Source organism: Lentibacillus cibarius (assembly GCF_005887555.1).
GTDB classification, from domain to species: domain Bacteria; phylum Bacillota; class Bacilli; order Bacillales; family Amphibacillaceae; genus Lentibacillus; species Lentibacillus cibarius.
Genome location: NZ_VCIA01000001.1, coordinates 155,171 through 174,740, shown reverse-complemented (window position 1 = coordinate 174,740; position 19,570 = coordinate 155,171). Strand labels below are relative to the sequence as shown.

Here is a 19,570-nt window from a genome sequence, read left to right as displayed (position 1 = left end):
ATTATTTTTTATTAATTCCTCACGTATCCTTTTTAGTTCCTCAGTCTGTTCAAGTATGTTGTTGTTAACCTTCCGTATTGCATCAAATACAAGAAAAATGCCAATAAAAATTAACACCAAAAACAATAAATACATTTCTGACCACCCTATGTTTAAGACCTTTTATTCCGCGAAAGCGCCCGTTAATGGAATACAATATTTCATTCTATTAAGGGTATTTCCAAGGCTCATTCGGTTTACTCACATAATTTTTAACTTTCAACTCCTTTGTAAATTCTTCGTCATGATTCAGAAGTAATGTTTCAATCTCTCCACCTGCATCTCGATATCTTGTTGAGTGAATGGAAAAGCTATGGGGGAGATGGATTTAATTAACATATCAGCTAATGAATAGTATCTATTCGTAAGTGAAAGAATATAATTAGTCTTTATAAAATAAGGGGATATCGTTATGATTACTGATGAGGAAATTCTTAAAAAAGCAGGAAACTTAAATGATTTAATCGAAACCCAATGGATTAATCAAATTTTTCTGTCTCCGAGTTGGATATTCCAAGTGGTTTTAATAATTTTTACGTATACCATATTTTTCTATCTTGTAGACAAAAAACGAATTACAGAAATACTTCTGTACGGTTCTTTAGTTGCAGTTGCATTTGCCGTATACGACTCCATCGGCGAACAATTAAATTACTGGGCAACCCTTGAAAATGTATTACCTTTCCAGCCAAACTTCTTTTTAGGCAACATTACTCTTATTCCTTTATATGCTATGTTGGTTTACCAATACAATTCCACTTGGCGAAGCTATTTAATTTGGATTACAATTTGGAGCGGACTGTTAGCCTTTGTATATTATAACTTGATATTAGATTATTTTAATATTTTTGTCTACATAAAGAAATTTTCTGCAACAATTGATTTCTTCCTTTTTCTAATCGTAGGTATTATTGTTCGGTGGATAGTGGTTTCTCTTTTGAAACTGGAGGAAAAAAGGAAAGTAAGATAAAGCAGCATTACAACACTAAACTGGAAAAGTCATGCACCATCACCATAAATGTTGGATGTCCAAAAGTGAGTGATCAAAGGGTAGTCGTGCTTATGAATCACAAATTCGATTTTCTTAATAAAAATGCCTGCCGTTCTTACATAATATGGCCCGTTTGCAGAAGATTGGTTTTATTTAAAATCAGTTAACACAGCTAAATTTAAATATATTCATACAATATTATATAATTACGATTATTGTCATGTAAGAGATCTTTTGTTCTCTATACACCTTGACCGTAGTCATTTAATTCGATATCATGAATATATATAGTATTTTAGTTCTTGTGTTACTCGTTTCGAGTAAAAGTCGTCACCCCTTCATATTCAAGAAGGAGATTCGGCACAATGGGTTTCTTGTTCGGATAGTCCATTGATTTTTTAGGAAAGGCTGAACGCAGGCATGTAATTTACTTGCCAAAAATATACACAACAAGTGTATCACCTCTAGTCATTAAAACAAGTATTGCGTAAAGCAATGCTTTTTTCATGCTAATAAAAAAGTCGATTGATCCCTTAGGGGATTAGTCGGCTTTTTTTATTATATAAAATTCTTACAAGGGAGGTATGAACATGTCACACGCATGGTTCAAAAAGCAGAAAAAGGTCTTCATCGCTTATGCCGATGAAACAAATGAGAACCAATTTTTGGTTCGGAAGGGAAAACAATATTTTCACTTATCCAGACGAAAAGAGATTAAGCGATTGAGCCAAGACGAGGCGTATCGTATCTTTCGGATGATCTCTGCCAAGGAAGTAACATTCCGTGGTATTGGTTCGTTTGAAAATATGCAGAAAAGGAGCGCTGTACAATGAGCAACGCAGTCAAAATGCAACATGGCCTGCAGTCACACGATGAAGCGGTTCAACTGGCTAACGACATTAACCGGACCGAAGCTGCTCTGAAGCAGATGAAGGATGAGTTAAAAGCCTACGTCAAAGAACAGGGCGGCGTGGATACCGGTGAAGAGGTCTGGGATTATTTTGAGTCCGTTTCGTGGCAGTTTGACAGCAGCCATTTAAAACAGGTTGCACGGGAAATGGCGATGGAAGGCACAGATCCCTGGTCAATGTTGTCGATATCGAAATCGAATATCAATAAACTGGGCTGGGATGAACAGCGTCTATCGCAATTAGGCACAAAAAAAGTGACGCAAAGGTTTACGTCACGTAAAAGAAATTAAATAAAATTTAAGTTAAGTTTAGTCTACTAAAAAATAAGCCTTCCATCAAGGCATAACAATCAGATGGCATGCAACACAGGTGCCATCTGGTGCCTGTGTTGCATGGAAAAGGAGATTACATGACGGTTATTCAAAAGGCTCGAGAGGCCGTAGCTAAATACGAATCCATTGGCAATCACGCTATTCTTCATACAACCGATATGCTATCAGTCGTTTTGGGACCGTTTGCCAATAAAGAAACGGTGCAGAAACTCAGCGAATATGCCTTACCGGAATTGGCTGACATGTTTGTTGAAGAAATGGAAGCAGAAGGATTAACGCGTAACCAAGCATTAACGCTCCATGCAGCTTTATTGCTGGGTAAACGTTATTCCCAAAGCAAAGCAGAACCCACAACAATGATTCGTTCACCTGAGAATGCAGCTGATTTTCTGATGGAAGAAATGCGGCAGTTAAAACAGGAACATTTTGTTGGGTTATTCTTAAATACGAAAAATGAGTTAATCCGCAAAAAGACGCTGTTTGTCGGTAGCTTGAACAGTTCGATTGTTCATCCGAGAGAATTATACCGGGAAGCAGTAAAATGTTCGGCTGCATCTGTCATTGTTGCCCATAATCACCCAAGTGGGTCACCGGAACCGTCCCAGGAAGATGGGCACATCACACGCAGACTGGCTGATTCCGGGAAAACCATTGGCATTGAATTATTAGACCATGTGGTGATTGGAGACCGGCAGTTTGTAAGCCTGAAAGAAAAAGGATTCATGTAAAAAGTGATAAGAGTTATAAAAGGCATTCTGAATGTCGATTCGGATGTCTTTTTATTAGAAATCAAAAGGAGTGGCTAAACATGCGTCAAACAAACGTGATGTGTGAAAAGTGCGGCGGTTATTTGCCGTTGGATAATGCCCTGTTCGATGAACATGAGGAAGTCTTTTTCTGTGAGGATGATTGCTTGTACGAATGGGCGGATGATCATTTTGAATCCATTGTTGAACAGTACAAATCGTTCCATGTTCATGCAGGTTAAAAAATTGGAAGGGGTTATGTCATGATAAACGAATGTTTCGTGGTTTTGACACCAGGTATAGAAAACTATATCCAGCAGGGTGTTCTGCCTTTTACAGATGTAGAGCATATGGTTAAAACAGCAGCAACGTTTGCAACGGAAAGCTACTTTATTGCGTTTCATGCAAATAAGGTTACCACGCTTGTAACTGATGGAAACGATCATGTTTTGAATGAACTATCGTTAACCATTCCGGAAAATATATGGTTCATTTTTGATGAATCCGAGGGTTCTATTATCTGTACGGGGTTATTGCCACATGAATATTAACGAGACCAAAATTCCGTCTAATCGTTAGGCGGAATTTTTCTGTCAAAAGGGGATAGATGCTGTTGAGATGCCAGCCAGAAAACCAAGAAAGGGAGCAAAAATACGATGGATAACCTTCAAAAGTTACAACAAATGCAGCAGGCGCTAAATGAAAAGTATATGGAGCGGGAAAAACAGGTTGAAGGCATGCTGATAGCGTTATTAGCCAAAGAGCATATGCTTATGGTAGGACCACCGGGAACAGCCAAAAGTGCGCTTTCCGAAGAATTATCAACCATGATAGACGGGTCAACTTATTTCCAGTGGTTGTTAACCAAGTACACCACCCCGGATGAAGTGTTCGGGGGCGTGATGCTGAAAGATATGGAAGAAGGGATTTATAAGCATAATACCGATGCCAAAATGCCGGAAGCTCATCTGGTATTCCTTGATGAAATCTTTAAGAGCAGTTCCGAGATACTAAATGCTTTATTAAAGGCTATTCATGAACGAACGTTCGAGAACGGACATGAACAAATGGCAATGCCATTAATGACGCTTGTCGGTGCTTCGAATGAGTACCCGGAAGACGATGAAGGATTAGAGGCTTTGTTTGACCGTTTCTTAATACGTTTTGATGTGGATACGATAAAAGACCATAGCAACTTCTTGAACATGCTCAAAGGAAACGAACAGCCAGTGACCATGCCATCAATGACACTGGAGGAACTGGAAAGTCTGCAATTTCTACGAGAAATGGTAGAAATTCCTCATGAGATTTATGAAAAAATAGCTGATATCTGGGTGGAACTGGGCGATGAAGGCATTCATCCATCCGATCGTCGTTTCCGAAAAGCGCATGCTGTGTTACAGGCAAAGGCTTTAATTGAACAGCGTCAAATCGTTGAACCGGAAGATCTGCTGTTTCTACAGCATGTTTTGTGGGAACATATTGATCAACGTGATACCGTAGCCACCGTTATTCGTCGCAACGCACAGGATGAGGTAGCCATGATGCAGGAATCGATTGATCGTGAAGCACAAGAAATTATGCAGGGACTAACCGATAATGACACTACTGATTATGTATTGGAAGCCAATCGTAAATTAAAAGCCTTAATGAAAGAAGTGCAGGAATTACAAGATAGACATCCTGAGCGCCAACAAGCGTTGGAGGCCATGGAAGCTAAATTAAAACAACATGCGGAACAGCTTACCGATTCGATATTGGAACCGGTGCAGGAACCGACATTATAAAATAAACGCAAAGTCAGGGCTGTGAGTCCTGGCTTTTTTTATAGGAGAAAGGAATGAAAAACCATGTTACCGAAAATAATGGATACAACTGAGTCAGTCATGAACACAGACCAATTTGATAAAAGACGTTTCGCAAAGCTTTATCAACAATCACAAGGGCTGCAAAACTTGAATCAAGAGAAAGTATTCCCCACCTATGAGGCATTGCTGGGAGATATCTGGGCTGGTTTGTATAAAACCTTACCACAGTTAAAGCCAATTGAGGATGTTTCCAAAACGTATCAAACGAATCACGCTTTCATGGAGCGTATCCTGCGTGATGAAAAATTTGAATCCTATCGGGCGTATACGAAGCTTGATGATTTAGCTTCAGCCATTGGGACGGTCCAATTTGGTAAACAAACACGAGACTGGTTGGAAAAACAGCGTGAACAGGATGAAGCGCTGGATAAGCATATGCAAGAAGTAAATGCTTTGCAGCGTCAGATCGAAAAACAAGAAAGGGACGATGGATCGGACAGAGTTAATCAACAACTTCAAACCGATGTCCAACAAAAGACCGAAGACCTTCATGATTATGTGGCCAATGCTTTAAAACAGGATCATCATGGATTCGATAAAGCCATGCAACAGGCCATGGAGGATACCCAAAATACCAAAGAGAGTGTTAAAGCTCTGGTTGGTGGTACGAAACCCGGTAGCGGAGAAGCCGAACTACGCAATATGCCTTTACGTGACCAACTTGCTTTAGCTGATCGTATTCAAAAGGATAAATCCATTCAAAAGATAACCGAATGGGCTGGACGGTTTAAACAGATAGCACGTAAAAAGCAGAAAAGCAACTATAAGAATTCGACCAGTCGAAATGGGGTGACTCTTGGTAACAATCCGGAACAGTTATTGCCGTCCGAGTTAGCCTTATATCGACATGAAGGAACCAAAGCAGAATTTCTACGTCGTTTTGCCAAACGTAAAATACGCCAACATGATACGAAAGGCAAAAAGGCATTAGGCAAAGGCCCGATTGTATTGTGTTTAGATCAGTCCGGCAGTATGAAGAACTTGGATAACCAAGCCAAAGGGTTTGCATTGGCTTTAATGAGTATCGCCAAAAAACAGAAGCGCGATTTTGCATTCATCCCTTTTTCCAGTCACGCAGAACGATACATTTATAAAAAAGGAAACATGTCGTCACAGGATATGGTGCGTCTATGTCAACATTTTCTTGGTGGCGGCACGAACTTTGAAGGTGCATTGCAGGAAGCAGAAGAGGCGATGCAAGAGAGTATCTTGAAAGATGCGGATATCATTTTTGTAACAGATGGGGAAGATAACCTTTCCGATTCATTTCGCCAAAAGTTTCAGGAGCATAAAAAGAAAAAGCGTTTTAACGTGATATCATTATTAGTCGGATCAAAAAGTGATACAGTAAAGCTCTTTTCCGATAAAGTCGTGGAGATTCAGGACTTTACGGATGAAGGAAGTTTTTCGGCATTTGAACTATAATCTGCAGAAAGACTCTAGAATGTGGTTCTAGGGTCTTTTTTATATTTAACAGGGATTAATTTGGAAAACCATTCCCCATAAAATAGCTAAGTTTGTTACAATGATAGAAGGTGTAATAAGGCTTTCATGGGTGGTGGCTCACTCCCCTGGAAAGGGGGTGATGCCTTATGACAGTATTCCAAACACTTTTGCTAATGATTGCATTTGCAACGTTAGTCGTGTCGATTATGTCAAACAAAAAATAACCACCCTATAAGCCTGGTAAGCAACTAGGTGGTTATCCTTGTTGCGAGCCGCCCCCTTGAAGGGCTGTTACACTCGACCGTTTGGTGTTAGTGCACCATTCGGTCTTTTTAGTATATGATTATCTACTGTTATTATACCTCATTTGGCTGTGTTTTCAAACACTTAGTGCTTTCTAAGATATAATTGGATGATTATTTATTGGTATGTTGCTGTAGCCAGGCATCAAACGCTTTAATTTTTTGCATTTCTTCATCCGTTAGGTGTTGTCGTACGTCCTCAATAATTTCCTGTTCTGTTATTTTTTTATCGTTTTCTTGGTCTTCTTGAGGAACATGATCATTATTTGTTGTCAGCTCTTGATGGAGGTAATACTCTTCGAATTCTAGCCATTCTTCCCAGTCAGCCCAAACCTTATCACGTTTTTTCTGTTCCAATTGTGCTCGTGTTTGAAACGGGATGATTTTTGCCACAGTCTCATTCCTTTGCCTCTAAAATATTACTTTCTTGTATAGAACACAATAACAAACTGTGTGCGGTTTATTCCATTTTAGCGGGATACTAATGTGATTATTTCATGATCCAACCAGTGCAATACAAACTTTTCTCGACTATATCACTTTTTGTTGAATTAAGGAAAACCCTTGTTTAAAAAAGAGGATTCTTAGTTAACTTTGCCGAATATTATAGTAATAAGGATAAACATTTATGTTAGAAAACTTAATAAAGCAAATGGGGGATGGTTCTGTGACAAAATTGTGCTGTGCCGAATGCGGTAATGTTGTTGAATATTATGAGGAAGTCTGTTTGGATGTCTTGAATTCAGTGATGCATAAAGATTGCTATGCATTGCAATATGCTTTGAAGGATTTCGGAACGTTTAGATATATCGTGGATAAATATGACTTTTTTGAAACTCTAAGATAACATTTTCTTACTACAGAAAAATTGGTGGCTGCCAATTTATTATAGCTATATTTATTATGAGAAAGAAAAGCATATATATTTATAAGGAGTTGTTAAGCGACCAAAAAGTTATTCCATTAACGGGCCATTTAGTTGAACAAATGGAAGTTCTACTATTTTTAAACAAAACAACAGAAAGGAGAATAATCAATGTCAGAGAACTACCCTTATTATTACAGGACTTGGTTTGTAGTATTTATGTTAATTTTATTTTTCCCAGCAGGGCTTATCCTTATGTGGAAAGGTAATAAATTTGGGATAACAGGTCGGATTATTATATCCGCCTTTGGACTATCACTGTTATATCCTTTTATACTAAGGGTTAAGAAACAAATATCGTCTTAAACAAAAGGGCGCTTATCAGGAACAGAGGTAGCGCCCTAGCTTGCGGAGATGGCCATTATTGAATAAGTATCATCCAAAGCTGTACGTTAATGGGACATGATGAACTTATTCCAAGATCATTAGTTGAAAGGAGTAACGAAATGAATCTATCTGTTTTACATGAAAAGATTGCAATTTTAAAAGGTAGCCCCGATAAGAACATCCCTTCATGGATTTTTGATAACAAAAAGTTTATTTCAGTTACATACACGGAAGAGGAACTGTCGGTTGTCTGTTTGGAAAATGTCATTCCAGATAATCATGAAATGGTTGTTGAAAAAGGTTGGAGATGCATTAAAGTTGATGGCCCCCTTGACTTTTCTCTCACTGGAGTCTTAACATCGCTGGCATCGCCACTTGCAGAAGCAAGTATTAGCATATTTGCAGTTTCGACTTACAACACTGATTACCTATTGATAAAGGAACATAGTTTAGAAAAGGCCCTAGAGGTATTAACAAAAGACGGCCACAATATCCGTGGAGAGTAATTTTTTCCTTATGCCAGAAACGGGCGCGTTTATTTAATAACAGCATTCAACACACTGGAGCCTTTAATTGAAGAAGGCTTATTAGACTAACGGATAGAATAGTTTAAGAAAGATATGATACCATTAACAAAAATAAGATATAGAAAAGAGAGAGAGAACAATGGGGAAAATGAGTTTCTTTACGGGAATTGGATTGATTGCATTAAGTGGTATTTTATTTACTTTGGAAAGGTTTATTGCTGTATTTCAATACGCCAGTGAAAGCTTTCCGGTAAAATTGAACGGAAGTGGTTCTTATCCTGGTGAACCAAGTATGCCAGGTGTCTTTGATAATTTCTTTGTTGGGTTATTATTAGTTATGGGAATTACTTTATTCGTATTTGGATTATTTAAAGTTATTACAAAGGCAAAGTAACTCTTCAACTATCGGGCGCCGGTCGACAAGTTCTGCTATAAACGTGTTCAAACGCGAAAGGCAGTAGATTATACAAGATTATTATCTAAACGTTACAACCGAGGATGGGAATGACGGAACCATGTTTCCCGAAACCATCCCATCAATACTCCTGCATGCGTCATAACTGACAGGTTATGGGGTCTGAAGTACAGGTAGATTCGGCAGAACGAAGGCTGGAGCCACTCCCAAGGAGAAGGTATGCTGACGGATATGCCGCATGGCTGAAAAACTGGATAAGGTGAGAATGGTTTCAGCGGAATGAAACTGACGAACAACTGAACATACGGGTCTAAAGATTGACTATAAGGAAATCTTATAGGTCATCTAACGATGACGTGAGTGGTGTGGAGTAAAAATGCGCCCTCTGAAACACGCTATGCCGAACAAAGGCGGTATCCAGCTCACAGGCTTACAGGGGAACACCTAAGTTCAGAAAGGAAAGCTAGGTTGTAAGGGACTTGGAAAACTAGGAACGTTGTAACAGGGGCTGTCACCCTAAACGGTTACTATAAGGCTTGTGCCGAAAGGTATTTATCCTTTTGAGGGTAGGGGCATGACTGATGAACCTCCTGTAATGGGAGTGGAGGAATAGCCCCAAGTCTAGCGAAATTGAAAGATTATTTTCCATTCGTGTATTGCACCGGTCGGGTAAGAACGTGGGAACATCACTCCGAAAGGAGAGGTGCCACAGTGCAAGCTTTACGATATTGGGATTACTACGAAATGACGGAGACATTTTCAGACTTGTACGATAAAAGCTTAAAACAACAACCCTTTTCTCATCTTTACGGCATTATCACATCAAGAGAAAATATTTTACTAGCTTATCGTACCATTAAATCGAATAAGGGTTCCAAAACACCTGGAACCGATGGGAATACTATCCATGACATGAAAAAGTGGCCTGAAACAAAACTAGTAATGGAAATTCGAAGGCAATTAGAAAATTATCGCCCAAAGAAAGTCAGACGGAAATGGGTAGATAAAGGCAATGGAAAGTGGAGACCTCTAGGTATTCCTTGTATCCTAGACCGCATTATCCAACAAAGTTTTAAACAGGTACTTGAACCAATCGCGGAAGCCAGATTCTATAAGCATAGTTATGGATTTAGGCCTCTCCGCTCGACGCACCATGCGATGGCAAGAATTCAACAACTTATTAATCTATCCCACTTTCACTTTGTGGTTGACGTTGATATTAAAAGTTTCTTTGACCATATTAACCATACGCTGCTTATAAAGCAACTGTGGAACATGGGGATTCAAGACCGGAAGGTATTAGCCTGCATTGACAAAATGCTGAAAGCTGAAATTGATGGGGAAGGCATACCTACAGGGGCGTACCCCAGGGCGGATTATTATCAACGTTATTGGCAAACATAGTGCTCAATGACCTTGACCAATGGGTTGCTGGACAATGGGAGACGTTTCCTCTTACTAATCCATATAGCTCAGATGATTCTGCAAGGCATGCCAAGAAACGAACGAACCTAAAAGAAGGATATCTCGTCCGCTACGCGGACGATTTTAAAATACTTTGTAAGGACGGCAAAACAGCTCAGAAATGGTACCACGCTGTAAGGCTTTACCTTAAAGACCGTTTGAAATTGGATATATCGCCGGAAAAATCACAAATCGTGAATCTTCGGAAACGGGAATCCGAATTTCTAGGCTTCACTATTCGTGCCAATAAAAAGCGTAAAAAGCGAGTCGCACGTACCGGTATTAAACCGGATAAAAAGCGTAAAATCAAGGAAGAAGCACGGAAGCTGATTCGCAGAATCAGGTCGTCGCCTTCGGCTCTTAATGCTTTGCGTTTTAACAGTTTTGTTCTGGGAATACATTATTATTTCAAAAGGGCTACTAAGGTCAATCTGGAGTTCTCACGTCTTGCCTATGACTTAAGAGCGTTCATATATAATCATCTCAGACCAGTAGGTAAATACGGCCGTCCGGCTAATCCACCGCCAACTTATAAAAAGCTGTATCACAGTAGCTTTAAAACATTTCAAATCGCTGGTGTATATTTATTCCCGCTAGCGGATGTTAAAACGGTTAACACCATGGGATTCAGTCCGGAAATGACTCCTTTTACAAAGAAGGCAGGGATAAAATACACAAAAAGTTGCGCCCGGATATCCAACGGGAAGTTGGTGAGTTGATGAAATCAACACTTCCGAACCGAAGCGTTGAATATTTGGATAATCGAATCAGCCGGTACAGCATGAAAATGGGTAAATGCGAAATTACAGGTATGGAGCTACCTGCTTCAGATGTCCATTGTCATCACTACCTGCCGCTAAATTTTGGAGGAAGTGATCAATTTAATAACCTTCGCATTATCCATGAAGACGTGCATCGATTGATTCATACTATGGATAAAGAGATGATTGATGAACTCAAAAGGAAATTTCAACTTACTAGCGGAATGATTCAAAAGGTCAATCGATTCCGCGAAAAGTGTAAGCTTGAATCCGTGTGAAAATCTCAAATATGAAGTAACGAGGAACTTATAATCGAGTAATTTTGGTAGATGGAACGCGGAGTGCGGGGAAACCTGCACGCTCTGTGTGGAGCAGGGGAAAAGCTGGAGATAACTTCAAAGGCTTACCTATTGCTGACTATTCTTGAAAAATCACATATCTTAAGACATCAATAACAGGAGGGGTAAAGTGGAAATCATAGGTACTGCCAATGTTGCGCTGATCATTTTTGTCTCCTTGGTTGGTTTCGTCACCTGGTTGGTTGTGCGATCTGTCAAAAGGGCAAAAAATGATCATAAGGGTTAGTGTAATATGTGTATTCGAGTATTAAGCAATACCAGCTAATAGCTGTCAACAATTCGGTCTAAAAAAGTTATAAAAAACATGTCAGACTAAAATTAAACAATCCAAATAGCCTTATTGTGAGGCCAATAAGGTTTTGAAAATTGGCAATAAATCAAACTCTATATTATTGATCTACAAAAACTTCTTGCCGTTTCAACATGGCATGAATCCAATGAATTAGTTTATTAGCACAAGCGATTACAGCGACTTTGTGTGGCTTACCCTCGTTTCGTTTGCGATCATAGAAGGCTATAAGCTTCTTGTTCCGATTTTTGGCGAGACCGCATTGTACAGCCGTATAAAGAGTCTGACGCAATCTTGATGACCCCCTTTTTGTGATTTTGTTGATGGAGGCCTTAAACTTCCCGGATTCAAAAACGGAAGGGTCTACACCCGCATAGGCAGCTAGTTGCTTGGGGTGTTCGAACTGATTCATTCCACCTGTTTCAGAGAGGATTGTTGCCGCAATCTTGCCTCCGATGCCGGGAATGGATTGGATCAATTCATAATCATAAAAGGATTCAGCCAGGGCGTCTATCTCTTTTTGTAACTTAGATAGGTGCTCCTGGTATTGAAAGAGCATTTGAATATACATCTGTATGCTGACAATATGACCATGACAGACTGGCTGTTGAAATGGATTGCGATCCGCCGCATCCTTTAATTGAGCAGCTTTGTTCCTAAACCATGCATCAGAACGTTTGGCTCCAAATTGACGCATTTCGGTGGCCAAGGTTTCCTGCGAGATCTTTTGAACATCCACAGAAGTCGGATAATGCAGTAAGGTGTTGAGCGACATCTTGCCATAAAGATCACTGAAAACACCATGATATTCCGGGAAAATCTGATCCAGAGCAGCCTGAAACTGAAGTTTGATTTCGACATAGCTGTCTGTTAAAGCACTATGTTGTCTGGTTAACTGCCGCAGATTTAAATACTGCTCTGTTTTTCTCTGGAAAACTTCCAAATCTTCTTTGTAGTACAGCTCCCCTAGATGGAAAGCATCAATTTTGTCCGTTTTCACTTTGCGTAGACTCGTTTTTCTGGCTTCATAGGAAACCACCGGATTGATTAAATAATACGTTACATCATGATTCTCAAGAAATTGAAGCACAGGCTCATGATAGTGTCCAGTAGATTCAAAGATTACAGCTGGTGTTTGGCCAGAAACCTGTTCCACTTCTTGATAAAATCGATAAAAAGCATGAAGTCCCTGTAGATCGTGAGCAAATTTAAAGCTCTGCTTATAAGTTTGTTTCCTTTTTAAAAAGGCTTGGACCTGGCTTTCGCCTTTAGCGATATCCAGACCAATAACAGGATCCATGAAAATCACAACTCCTTTAATAAATTCGCCGGTGCGCCCCTCTTTCACTTATAGTTTCATAGCTTCGTGTGTTATACGGGATCATGTCCCAACCAGCCTCAAACATGTTTCTATAAGGAAGGGGTGGACAGTATTACGGACGGGATCAGTGTCCCACGGGCGCGAGCGTCCTACCCCGGCTTCCCCAAGGATAAAACCTATTAAAATAGGTCAGCCAGTACAATGACTGACTAACCATATAATACGAACGGGCGCGATTGTTGAACAAACAAGTGAGGAAGCCAATCTCTAGATCAAAGGAAAAGAGGTTAGGCTTTATTTACACAATGTGAGTGCAAAATATCGCTCAAAAAAGGTGCAAAATAGCGATCAATCAAAGTGACATACAGATGATACATTGAAAGTTTTTCGTTACACAACATAATGTCATTTATGTTGTGTTTTTCTTATCATCTGATAGAATTATGAGTGTATAATCCAACATAATTTAGAAGGGAAAGAGAATTAGAGAACCCAACATAATTTAAGGAGGTGGGACACGTTGATAGAATCCTTTCATGCTTATTTACAGAATAAAGGTTTAAAGGAAAATTCCATAAAAGGATACCTCCAGTCAGTCAAAGGTTATTTGAAATGGTTTGATGAATCAAAAGACGTTTCATTTCAAAAACTTCACCGAGAAAATGTACTTGAGTATATTTCATTCTTGAAGACCGTTAAAAAATTAAATCCGAAAACAATCAACACAAAACTGAGTGGTTTAATAAAATTCAATCAATTTCTGATGGAAGAGTACCGCGTGCAAACTAAAGTAGTCATTGGAAAGAAAGACTTCGAAAGAGTGCAACAACAATATGCCTCTTTATCGACAGTAGAATATCATGATGTGGAGAAGTTTCGTCAGGTTATTTTGGATAACAATCATATGCGTTATTATGCTTTAGCTACGATATTTGCCTATGCGGGGTTAAGACTATCGGAAGCACTGGATTTGCATCTTCACGATGTTCATCTGGTGACGAGAGAAATTACGGTAAGAGAAGGAAAGGGGGATAAAACAAGAATTGTTTATATGAGCGAGAAGGTTCGCACTGCATTACAGTCCTGGTTAAAAGAAAGAAAGAACAACGGAGTAGATAGTGAATACTTATTTCCGAGTAATCGGAACCGGCGTCTTGATCGTACTGTTGTTAATACAGCATTTCAAAGATACGCCAAAGAAGTTGGCAAAAAAATCACCCCTCATGTGTTGAGGCACTTCTTTTGTTCCAATGCAATTGCCAAAGGCTTGAGTATTCATGAAGTGGCAAATCAGGCCGGTCATTCGAATATTCATACGACTTTGTTGTATACGAATCCAACTAAGACTGAAATGTTGGATAAAATGGATCAACTGTAACTTAAGGTTGGAAGTTGTTGGGTTATTTTTTAATCAAGTCCGTAAAAAGTAAGCCTCAAATAAATGTTCTTTGGTCCGAAGACATAAAGGGAGCTTTGGGCGTTAATCATTATTGCTCAGTTTGTTATTTATAAATGTAGTCATATGCTTCTTCTTTGGCTGAAGAGATTGGTATGACTTTGTGATTTGGTGAACTATTAAAGGCTGAAATTCGAATTCCCACGGAAAATGACTCTTTAATTCTGGTAATACGTAGCTTATGTAGTCATCGAGAAGTTTGCATTTGTGGTTTTCCTGCATATTCATAATAAATTTAATATGTAGTTTGTGTTTCACTTTATAGATGTCGTGAGAAATGATGTCAATTTTCTCAAATGCATCATTTAATCTTGTTTGAACTAGGTTCATGGAAAATTTATCCGTTTTAAAATATAAGGTTGTTTCACCAATTACTTGTATCATATTTATCACCCGATTAGATTATAGCATATTTGGCAGATATTGGTGTGATGGGTTCTGTTCAGATTACCAGGGTATCTTCGTATAGCTGCATTTAATTCATGAGTAAATTCATTCGCAGGAAACGCCTATGTTCCGTTAAAAGACGTAATTTTTTCAGAAGATGAAATAGATGAGAAATATTATTTTAGCCAAAAAGCAGTAGACGGAATGATGAAAGTAAAAAAAAGAATGAATAAGGGACGATCCCAAGACATAAATAAACCTTGTAATACCGTGGGTGCACATTTAGCAAAAGTAAGTCTTAACTACGATTTCCGTTGAAAATAAAGTCATCTGGAAAAGACTGAAACCTTTTGTAAGTGTTTTGCTATTGCTTTGGATAATAGCGGCGGAACCGCATTACCTACTTGTCGAAGCACAGACCCGGTATTAAAAATAAATAACCGTTATAGAAGATTCACACCACGTGAGGTTGCGAGGATTCAGTCATTTCCGGATACATTCACACTTACGGGTGCTGAAGGAACACAATATAAGGCATTGGGTAATGCAATCCCCCCCGTTTTAATGTGGTATGTTGCAAACGAACTTTCAAATGTGCTTCAAGACTTGCCAAAAGAAATTATAGCAAATGCTTAAGGATTGATATTTGACTTCCGTGAGGAAGTCATTTATTTTTTCTAAACACAACTTGGAAGCAAGAACTTGAAAGAACAAAGAAGGGGATACTGAAATAACCGAATTTTATAAGAAAATAGTGTGAACCGGCAGTTATTTCATCAAAAGAGTCCCCTATTTAATCAAATTCTCGTAGATTTTAGTCTTTCCTCCACCGAAACTGTTTGCTAATGTTTAAGCACAATGTTTCAGGAGGGCTTTTTTATGACGCAACTTATTCATGAGTTTGATGTTGATTTAGAAATGTACGAAACGTATACAGGGTGGGGGCTTGCTGCTTCCCTCCTTTAATTCTGTTTACAAAGATTATTTTATAATAAATTTAAAACTGTGGATAAGTCGGGCGTTCATTGTGGATAAATTAGTGATATGATATAATAATAGCTAAATAAGTCGAATTTAACTAAGGCATTTTAGTGAGGTGTATTAATGATATACATATATTGTGATGAAAGTTGTCACTTAGAAAACGATCTTTCAAATGTTATGGTTCTTGGTGGTATTTTAGTTCCAGAATTAACTAAACAAGCAGTCTTTGCTGATATCAGAAAAATAAAGGAAAAACATGATTTAAGTTCATGGTTCGAAATTAAATGGACGAAAGTATCACAATCAAAGTTAAACTTTTACAATGAACTTGTTGAATACTTCTTTAATAATCAATATTTGAGCTTTAGAGGCATCATTATGAAAGGTAAAAACCAATTGGACCATGAAAGATACGGGAATACTTACGATCAGTGGTACTATAAAATGTACTATTATTTATTAGACCCAATTATTTTTCCTGAGGAGAATTATAGAGTGTTTATAGACATTAAGGATACAAACGGTGGAAAAAAAGTAAACAAACTGCATGAAGTGCTAAGTAACAGTAAATATGATTTCAGCCAAGAGGTCATAAAAGATATTAATCAGATCCACTCACACGAATCTGAAATAATGCAACTGTGCGATCTTTTTATCGGAGCACTATCATACTATCATAGAGGATTTTACTTGTCGGGGAAAAACAAAGGAAAACAAGCACTAATAAGCAATATTATAAAATGGACAGATAGAAACTTAAATGAAAATACTCCAGTAAGAGAAGAAAAATTCAATTTGTTCAATTGGATGCCAAGGATGGTGTAGCAGACCCATATGTTTTCGGAAAAATTGCCTAATCCAATAATTTTGAATCCATCCTTTACCTTTAAAGAAAATGTTGAGTTACTTTATAGATTCTTTAAGGATAATATAATGAATCAACAAAAAAGGAATAAGCTTTTTGGTAATTATATCTATGTTGACTGCAATAAATGGATCTATCACAAAAACGAGTTATTTTGGCATTTGATTAGTCTACATGAAAATGAAAAGTTTAATATATTGCCATGCAACAACTGTTCATCAGGCACATTTTGCCCGGCAGTAAATTGTTTGAATTCAAACGAATCAGTTGAATTAACCAATGGCCAAAAAAGAAACATTTGCTTATACAGAGGGGTAAGGCTTCCGTGGGTAAATGAGATACTTAATCTAGCCAATAAAGATGATGAAAATATAATGCTGTGGAAAGAAGATATTGAAGGGAAAAGGCTTAATAAAAAAATTTATATAAGGTTTAAGCATCAAGGAGCAGATTATACTTTGGTGTTAGAAGAACGGTATAGAAAAGGAGTATTAAGAGATTATTACTTAATTACTGCATTTCCAACATTTTATGTGAATAAAAAATATACTTTTGACAAAAAGTATCAAGAATATATTGCTACTCTGGAATTAACTAAAAAATAAAAACCGGTAATCGCGATGCGAAAACCGGAGTCTCCTTCTACAACCTGGTAGATGAGCTGGTAAATATAAATTATCATTCTTTATGTCAGCTGTCAACTGCTACTATCCGTGTGGAAACAAATCTTAAGATGCTTGATCAATATCTCTATAAGTCAGAGTCATAAAAAATCCCCCTGCAACACAGGGGGATTGAAAGGGGAGACTATTCATATGTAACCTCTTGATTTACTAAGTTAATTAATTTGTAAATAACAATGGTCGAAAAGAACTTAAAATTTCAGTCTAATTTAGACCGTGAAGTTGTTGCATCTCATCTAAAAATATTAGATCAAGCTGAATATGTTAAAAACAATACTCAATGGGCTGATGACTCACTTCATTTCTATTTTTTTGATTATAAAGAAGCCAAGTTAGTACATTATATGGAGGATGTTATGGAGGAAAAACAGCTAGTCTCTTTTGCAATAATGAATGTAAATGATAGTAACAATCTTGATCAATTTGACCATTTTGTTCCATTTGTAAAAGAGGCTTTATTACGTTCGGGAGTAGAAACCATATCCTCGAATGAATTAAAAGCCAAAATAATAGAGCATTTTAAAATTGAGTTACCGATTAGTGTGATTAATACAATTCTTAAAAGAAAATTGTTGCCACAAAGATATATTATCACTCAACTTTCGCACCAATAAAATCGCAGTAAACTCAGGACATAGAGGAACTTGTAGCCTCTGACATATCATGATTGACAATGATGTTTATACATGAAAAAACACCTCAACGTTTGGTATAGTTGATTTAACCAGAATCACTACCAAAACAGAAGAGGTGCCTACTGCTATGATAGCTAAAAACAACCCAAATAATCAACTCCCAAAAGAAATAAAAGCAACGTTTAAAGAATTGAATGTGTTCAGACACCTGCGGAACGCAGGTATCACGAAATCGTTTGGTTTTTCATGTGCTTATATTTTCCAGCTCATTTTTTGTTTAATCTTTGAAAACAAAAATTGGTTTCGAGCGCTTGAAAGCAAACAATCCGGGGATATACCGGCCAAGGATACCGTTTATCGATTTCTCAATCAATCGACATTTAACTGGCGTCGTTTTCTGCTTTCACTGGCTTCTCAAACGATTGTGAAGGTGTCAAAGCTAACCCGACATGACCGTCCCAAAGTATTTATATTGGACGATTCATCCTATGATCGTAACCGAAGTAAAGACGTCGAGCTTTTAGCTCGCTGCTTTGATCATGCCTCGCAAAAAATGCGCTTCTATAAAGGATTCCGCATGTTGACCCTGGGCTGGTCTGATGGCTCGACATTTCTGCCTGTTGATTTTTCGTTATTGAGTTCGAAAAAAAGCCAAATCAACGGTATATCTGAAAACGTTGATAAACGGAGTTCCGGTTACAAACGTCGGAAAGAAGCTCTGCAAACAGCACCGGAACAAATTCCGGGGATGATTGCAGGGGCAATGAAAGCTGGCATTGATGCATCTTATGTGCTGATGGATTCATGGTTCACTCAGCAGCCCCTTATTAAGAATCTGACAGATCAGGGGTTGGATGTGATTGGCATGGTCAAAAAATTAAAGCAGCGTTACATTGTAGATGGCAAGCGCGTCAGCCTGGATCAATTGTATCGCTTGGCTAAGCCAAGCGCTGATAACAAGCGTATCCTGCGTTCCATTCATACGACACAGGCGAATGGTGTGCCTGTCAAAGTCGTTTTCGTCCGTAATCGAAATAAGAAAAGTGACTGGCTTGCGATCCTGAGCACGGATTGCACCTTGAGTGATCAGGAAATCATCCGAATTTACGGCATGCGTTGGGATATTGAAGTGTTCTTCAAAACAACAAAATCCCTTTTAAAACTTCAAAAAGAATTCCAAAGCCGTTCTTATGACGCTCTTATCAGTCACACAACAATTGTGTTTGCAAGGTATATAGTGCTTTCGTGGCAGAATCGCTGCAGCACAGATGACCGAACCTTGGGTGGCATGTTTTATGAATTATGTGAAGAAGTCCATGACCTCGATTGGGCTGTTGCCCTGCAACAGTTAATTGGGCTTCTTGAAGATACGCTGTCCAAAAGTAATAAGAAAATGAAACAACTTATCAAAAGTCAACTACAACAATGGCTAGCGGGCCTGCCCAATTATATCAAGGCATACCTGCCTGTTTTAACCTGCGAAAGTTGAGTTATCAAAAATGGGAATATATTAATACCTAATTACGATGAACTTAAG

The 19,570-nt window shown here is 38.3% G+C and carries 20 protein-coding genes and 1 pseudogene; 19 read left to right on the top strand and 2 right to left on the bottom strand.

Going from position 1 to position 19,570, the window contains the following annotated elements; genetic code table 11:
* Positions 1-451: 451 nt before the first annotated feature.
* The 9 genes from FFL34_RS00890 (at position 452) to FFL34_RS18975 (ending at position 6,557) form a co-directional block, all read left to right on the top strand.
* Positions 452-1,009 (top strand): hypothetical protein, encoded by a 558-nt coding sequence (locus tag FFL34_RS00890; RefSeq protein WP_138600510.1) that lies wholly within the window; start codon positions 452-454, stop codon positions 1,007-1,009.
* A 611-nt stretch (positions 1,010-1,620) separates the two neighbouring features.
* Entirely contained in the window at positions 1,621-1,863 is a 243-nt protein-coding gene (locus tag FFL34_RS00885) for a hypothetical protein (RefSeq protein ID WP_138600508.1), read from the top strand.
* Positions 1,860-2,231 carry a hypothetical protein gene (locus tag FFL34_RS00880; RefSeq protein WP_138600506.1) on the top strand — a complete coding sequence of 124 codons (372 nt, stop codon included), beginning with the start codon at positions 1,860-1,862 and terminating at the stop codon, positions 2,229-2,231. Before FFL34_RS00885 ends, FFL34_RS00880 begins: the two co-directional genes overlap by 4 nt.
* Before the next feature lie 89 nt (positions 2,232-2,320).
* Positions 2,321-3,001, top strand: a complete 681-nt coding sequence (gene radC, locus FFL34_RS00875; RefSeq protein ID WP_234031385.1) for a RadC family protein — start codon at positions 2,321-2,323, stop codon at positions 2,999-3,001.
* A gap of 80 nt (positions 3,002-3,081) precedes the next feature.
* Positions 3,082-3,261 (top strand): hypothetical protein, encoded by a 180-nt coding sequence (locus FFL34_RS00870; protein WP_138600504.1) that lies wholly within the window; start codon positions 3,082-3,084, stop codon positions 3,259-3,261.
* 21 nt (positions 3,262-3,282) lie between these two features.
* Positions 3,283-3,570, top strand: a complete 288-nt coding sequence (locus FFL34_RS00865) for a hypothetical protein (RefSeq protein ID WP_138600502.1) — start codon at positions 3,283-3,285, stop codon at positions 3,568-3,570.
* Between the two features lie 105 nt (positions 3,571-3,675).
* Entirely contained in the window at positions 3,676-4,806 is a 1,131-nt protein-coding gene (locus FFL34_RS00860) for an AAA family ATPase (RefSeq protein ID WP_138600500.1), read from the top strand.
* Positions 4,807-4,869: 63 nt separating this feature from the next.
* A complete protein-coding gene (locus tag FFL34_RS00855; protein ID WP_138600498.1) occupies positions 4,870-6,312 on the top strand; it encodes a vWA domain-containing protein in 1,443 nt (480 codons plus the stop codon).
* A gap of 167 nt (positions 6,313-6,479) precedes the next feature.
* On the top strand, positions 6,480-6,557 hold the full coding sequence (locus tag FFL34_RS18975) for a putative holin-like toxin (protein ID WP_411712831.1): 78 nt from the start codon (positions 6,480-6,482) through the stop codon (positions 6,555-6,557).
* A 192-nt stretch (positions 6,558-6,749) separates the two neighbouring features.
* Here FFL34_RS18975 and FFL34_RS00850 read toward each other — a convergent pair whose 3' ends face one another.
* On the bottom strand, positions 6,750-7,028 hold the full coding sequence (locus FFL34_RS00850) for a hypothetical protein (RefSeq protein ID WP_138600496.1): 279 nt from the start codon (positions 7,026-7,028) through the stop codon (positions 6,750-6,752).
* A 235-nt stretch (positions 7,029-7,263) separates the two neighbouring features.
* Between FFL34_RS00850 and FFL34_RS00845 the strand changes: the two genes are divergently transcribed.
* From FFL34_RS00845 to ltrA, 4 genes and pseudogenes are all read left to right on the top strand, one after another.
* Positions 7,264-7,482 (top strand): hypothetical protein, encoded by a 219-nt coding sequence (locus FFL34_RS00845; RefSeq protein WP_138600494.1) that lies wholly within the window; start codon positions 7,264-7,266, stop codon positions 7,480-7,482.
* Positions 7,483-8,006: 524 nt separating this feature from the next.
* Positions 8,007-8,393 carry an ACT domain-containing protein gene (locus FFL34_RS00840; RefSeq protein WP_138600492.1) on the top strand — a complete coding sequence of 129 codons (387 nt, stop codon included), beginning with the start codon at positions 8,007-8,009 and terminating at the stop codon, positions 8,391-8,393.
* Positions 8,394-8,553: 160 nt separating this feature from the next.
* Entirely contained in the window at positions 8,554-8,808 is a 255-nt protein-coding gene (locus FFL34_RS00835; RefSeq protein ID WP_138600490.1) for a hypothetical protein, read from the top strand.
* A gap of 732 nt (positions 8,809-9,540) precedes the next feature.
* Positions 9,541-11,332: pseudogene (gene ltrA / locus FFL34_RS00830) on the top strand (group II intron reverse transcriptase/maturase).
* 470 nt (positions 11,333-11,802) lie between these two features.
* Here the strand turns inward: ltrA and FFL34_RS00825 are convergent.
* Positions 11,803-13,002 carry an IS110 family RNA-guided transposase gene (locus tag FFL34_RS00825; protein ID WP_138600488.1) on the bottom strand — a complete coding sequence of 400 codons (1,200 nt, stop codon included), beginning with the start codon at positions 13,000-13,002 and terminating at the stop codon, positions 11,803-11,805.
* 541 nt (positions 13,003-13,543) lie between these two features.
* Between FFL34_RS00825 and FFL34_RS00820 the strand changes: the two genes are divergently transcribed.
* The 6 genes from FFL34_RS00820 (at position 13,544) to FFL34_RS00790 (ending at position 19,522) form a co-directional block, all read left to right on the top strand.
* Positions 13,544-14,401: a tyrosine-type recombinase/integrase gene (locus tag FFL34_RS00820; RefSeq protein ID WP_138600486.1), complete on the top strand. Its 858-nt coding sequence runs from the start codon at positions 13,544-13,546 to the stop codon at positions 14,399-14,401.
* An 837-nt stretch (positions 14,402-15,238) separates the two neighbouring features.
* Complete coding sequence (locus FFL34_RS00810) at positions 15,239-15,502, top strand: DNA cytosine methyltransferase (protein ID WP_234031383.1); 264 nt, start codon at positions 15,239-15,241, stop codon at positions 15,500-15,502.
* Positions 15,503-15,970: 468 nt separating this feature from the next.
* Positions 15,971-16,675, top strand: coding sequence for a DUF3800 domain-containing protein (locus tag FFL34_RS00805; protein WP_138600485.1), 705 nt, complete (start codon positions 15,971-15,973; stop codon positions 16,673-16,675).
* A 108-nt stretch (positions 16,676-16,783) separates the two neighbouring features.
* Positions 16,784-17,320, top strand: a complete 537-nt coding sequence (locus FFL34_RS00800) for a hypothetical protein (RefSeq protein WP_138600483.1) — start codon at positions 16,784-16,786, stop codon at positions 17,318-17,320.
* Between the two features lie 254 nt (positions 17,321-17,574).
* Complete coding sequence (locus tag FFL34_RS00795; RefSeq protein ID WP_138600481.1) at positions 17,575-18,012, top strand: hypothetical protein; 438 nt, start codon at positions 17,575-17,577, stop codon at positions 18,010-18,012.
* 148 nt (positions 18,013-18,160) lie between these two features.
* Positions 18,161-19,522, top strand: coding sequence for an IS4 family transposase (locus FFL34_RS00790; RefSeq protein WP_138600479.1), 1,362 nt, complete (start codon positions 18,161-18,163; stop codon positions 19,520-19,522).
* Positions 19,523-19,570: the final 48 nt, after the last annotated feature.

Excerpts from the sequence above, each read along its gene's own strand:
- FFL34_RS00845 (WP_138600494.1), top strand. The coding sequence starts at position 7,264 with ATGTTAGAAAACTTAATAAAGCAAATGGGGGATGGTTCTGTGACAAAA.
- FFL34_RS00870 (WP_138600504.1), top strand. The coding sequence starts at position 3,082 with ATGCGTCAAACAAACGTGATGTGTGAAAAGTGCGGCGGTTATTTGCCG.
- FFL34_RS00840 (WP_138600492.1), top strand. The coding sequence starts at position 8,007 with ATGAATCTATCTGTTTTACATGAAAAGATTGCAATTTTAAAAGGTAGC.
- FFL34_RS00885 (WP_138600508.1), top strand. The coding sequence starts at position 1,621 with ATGTCACACGCATGGTTCAAAAAGCAGAAAAAGGTCTTCATCGCTTAT.
- FFL34_RS00805 (WP_138600485.1), top strand. The coding sequence starts at position 15,971 with ATGATATACATATATTGTGATGAAAGTTGTCACTTAGAAAACGATCTT.
- FFL34_RS00860 (WP_138600500.1), top strand. The coding sequence starts at position 3,676 with ATGGATAACCTTCAAAAGTTACAACAAATGCAGCAGGCGCTAAATGAA.
- FFL34_RS00890 (WP_138600510.1), top strand. The coding sequence starts at position 452 with ATGATTACTGATGAGGAAATTCTTAAAAAAGCAGGAAACTTAAATGAT.
- FFL34_RS00825 (WP_138600488.1), bottom strand. The coding sequence starts at position 13,002 with ATGGATCCTGTTATTGGTCTGGATATCGCTAAAGGCGAAAGCCAGGTC.
- FFL34_RS00865 (WP_138600502.1), top strand. The coding sequence starts at position 3,283 with ATGATAAACGAATGTTTCGTGGTTTTGACACCAGGTATAGAAAACTAT.
- FFL34_RS18975 (WP_411712831.1), top strand. The coding sequence starts at position 6,480 with ATGACAGTATTCCAAACACTTTTGCTAATGATTGCATTTGCAACGTTA.
- FFL34_RS00790 (WP_138600479.1), top strand. The coding sequence starts at position 18,161 with ATGATAGCTAAAAACAACCCAAATAATCAACTCCCAAAAGAAATAAAA.
- FFL34_RS00795 (WP_138600481.1), top strand. The coding sequence starts at position 17,575 with ATGGTCGAAAAGAACTTAAAATTTCAGTCTAATTTAGACCGTGAAGTT.
- FFL34_RS00855 (WP_138600498.1), top strand. The coding sequence starts at position 4,870 with ATGTTACCGAAAATAATGGATACAACTGAGTCAGTCATGAACACAGAC.
- FFL34_RS00800 (WP_138600483.1), top strand. The coding sequence starts at position 16,784 with ATGAATCAACAAAAAAGGAATAAGCTTTTTGGTAATTATATCTATGTT.
- FFL34_RS00835 (WP_138600490.1), top strand. The coding sequence starts at position 8,554 with ATGGGGAAAATGAGTTTCTTTACGGGAATTGGATTGATTGCATTAAGT.
- FFL34_RS00880 (WP_138600506.1), top strand. The coding sequence starts at position 1,860 with ATGAGCAACGCAGTCAAAATGCAACATGGCCTGCAGTCACACGATGAA.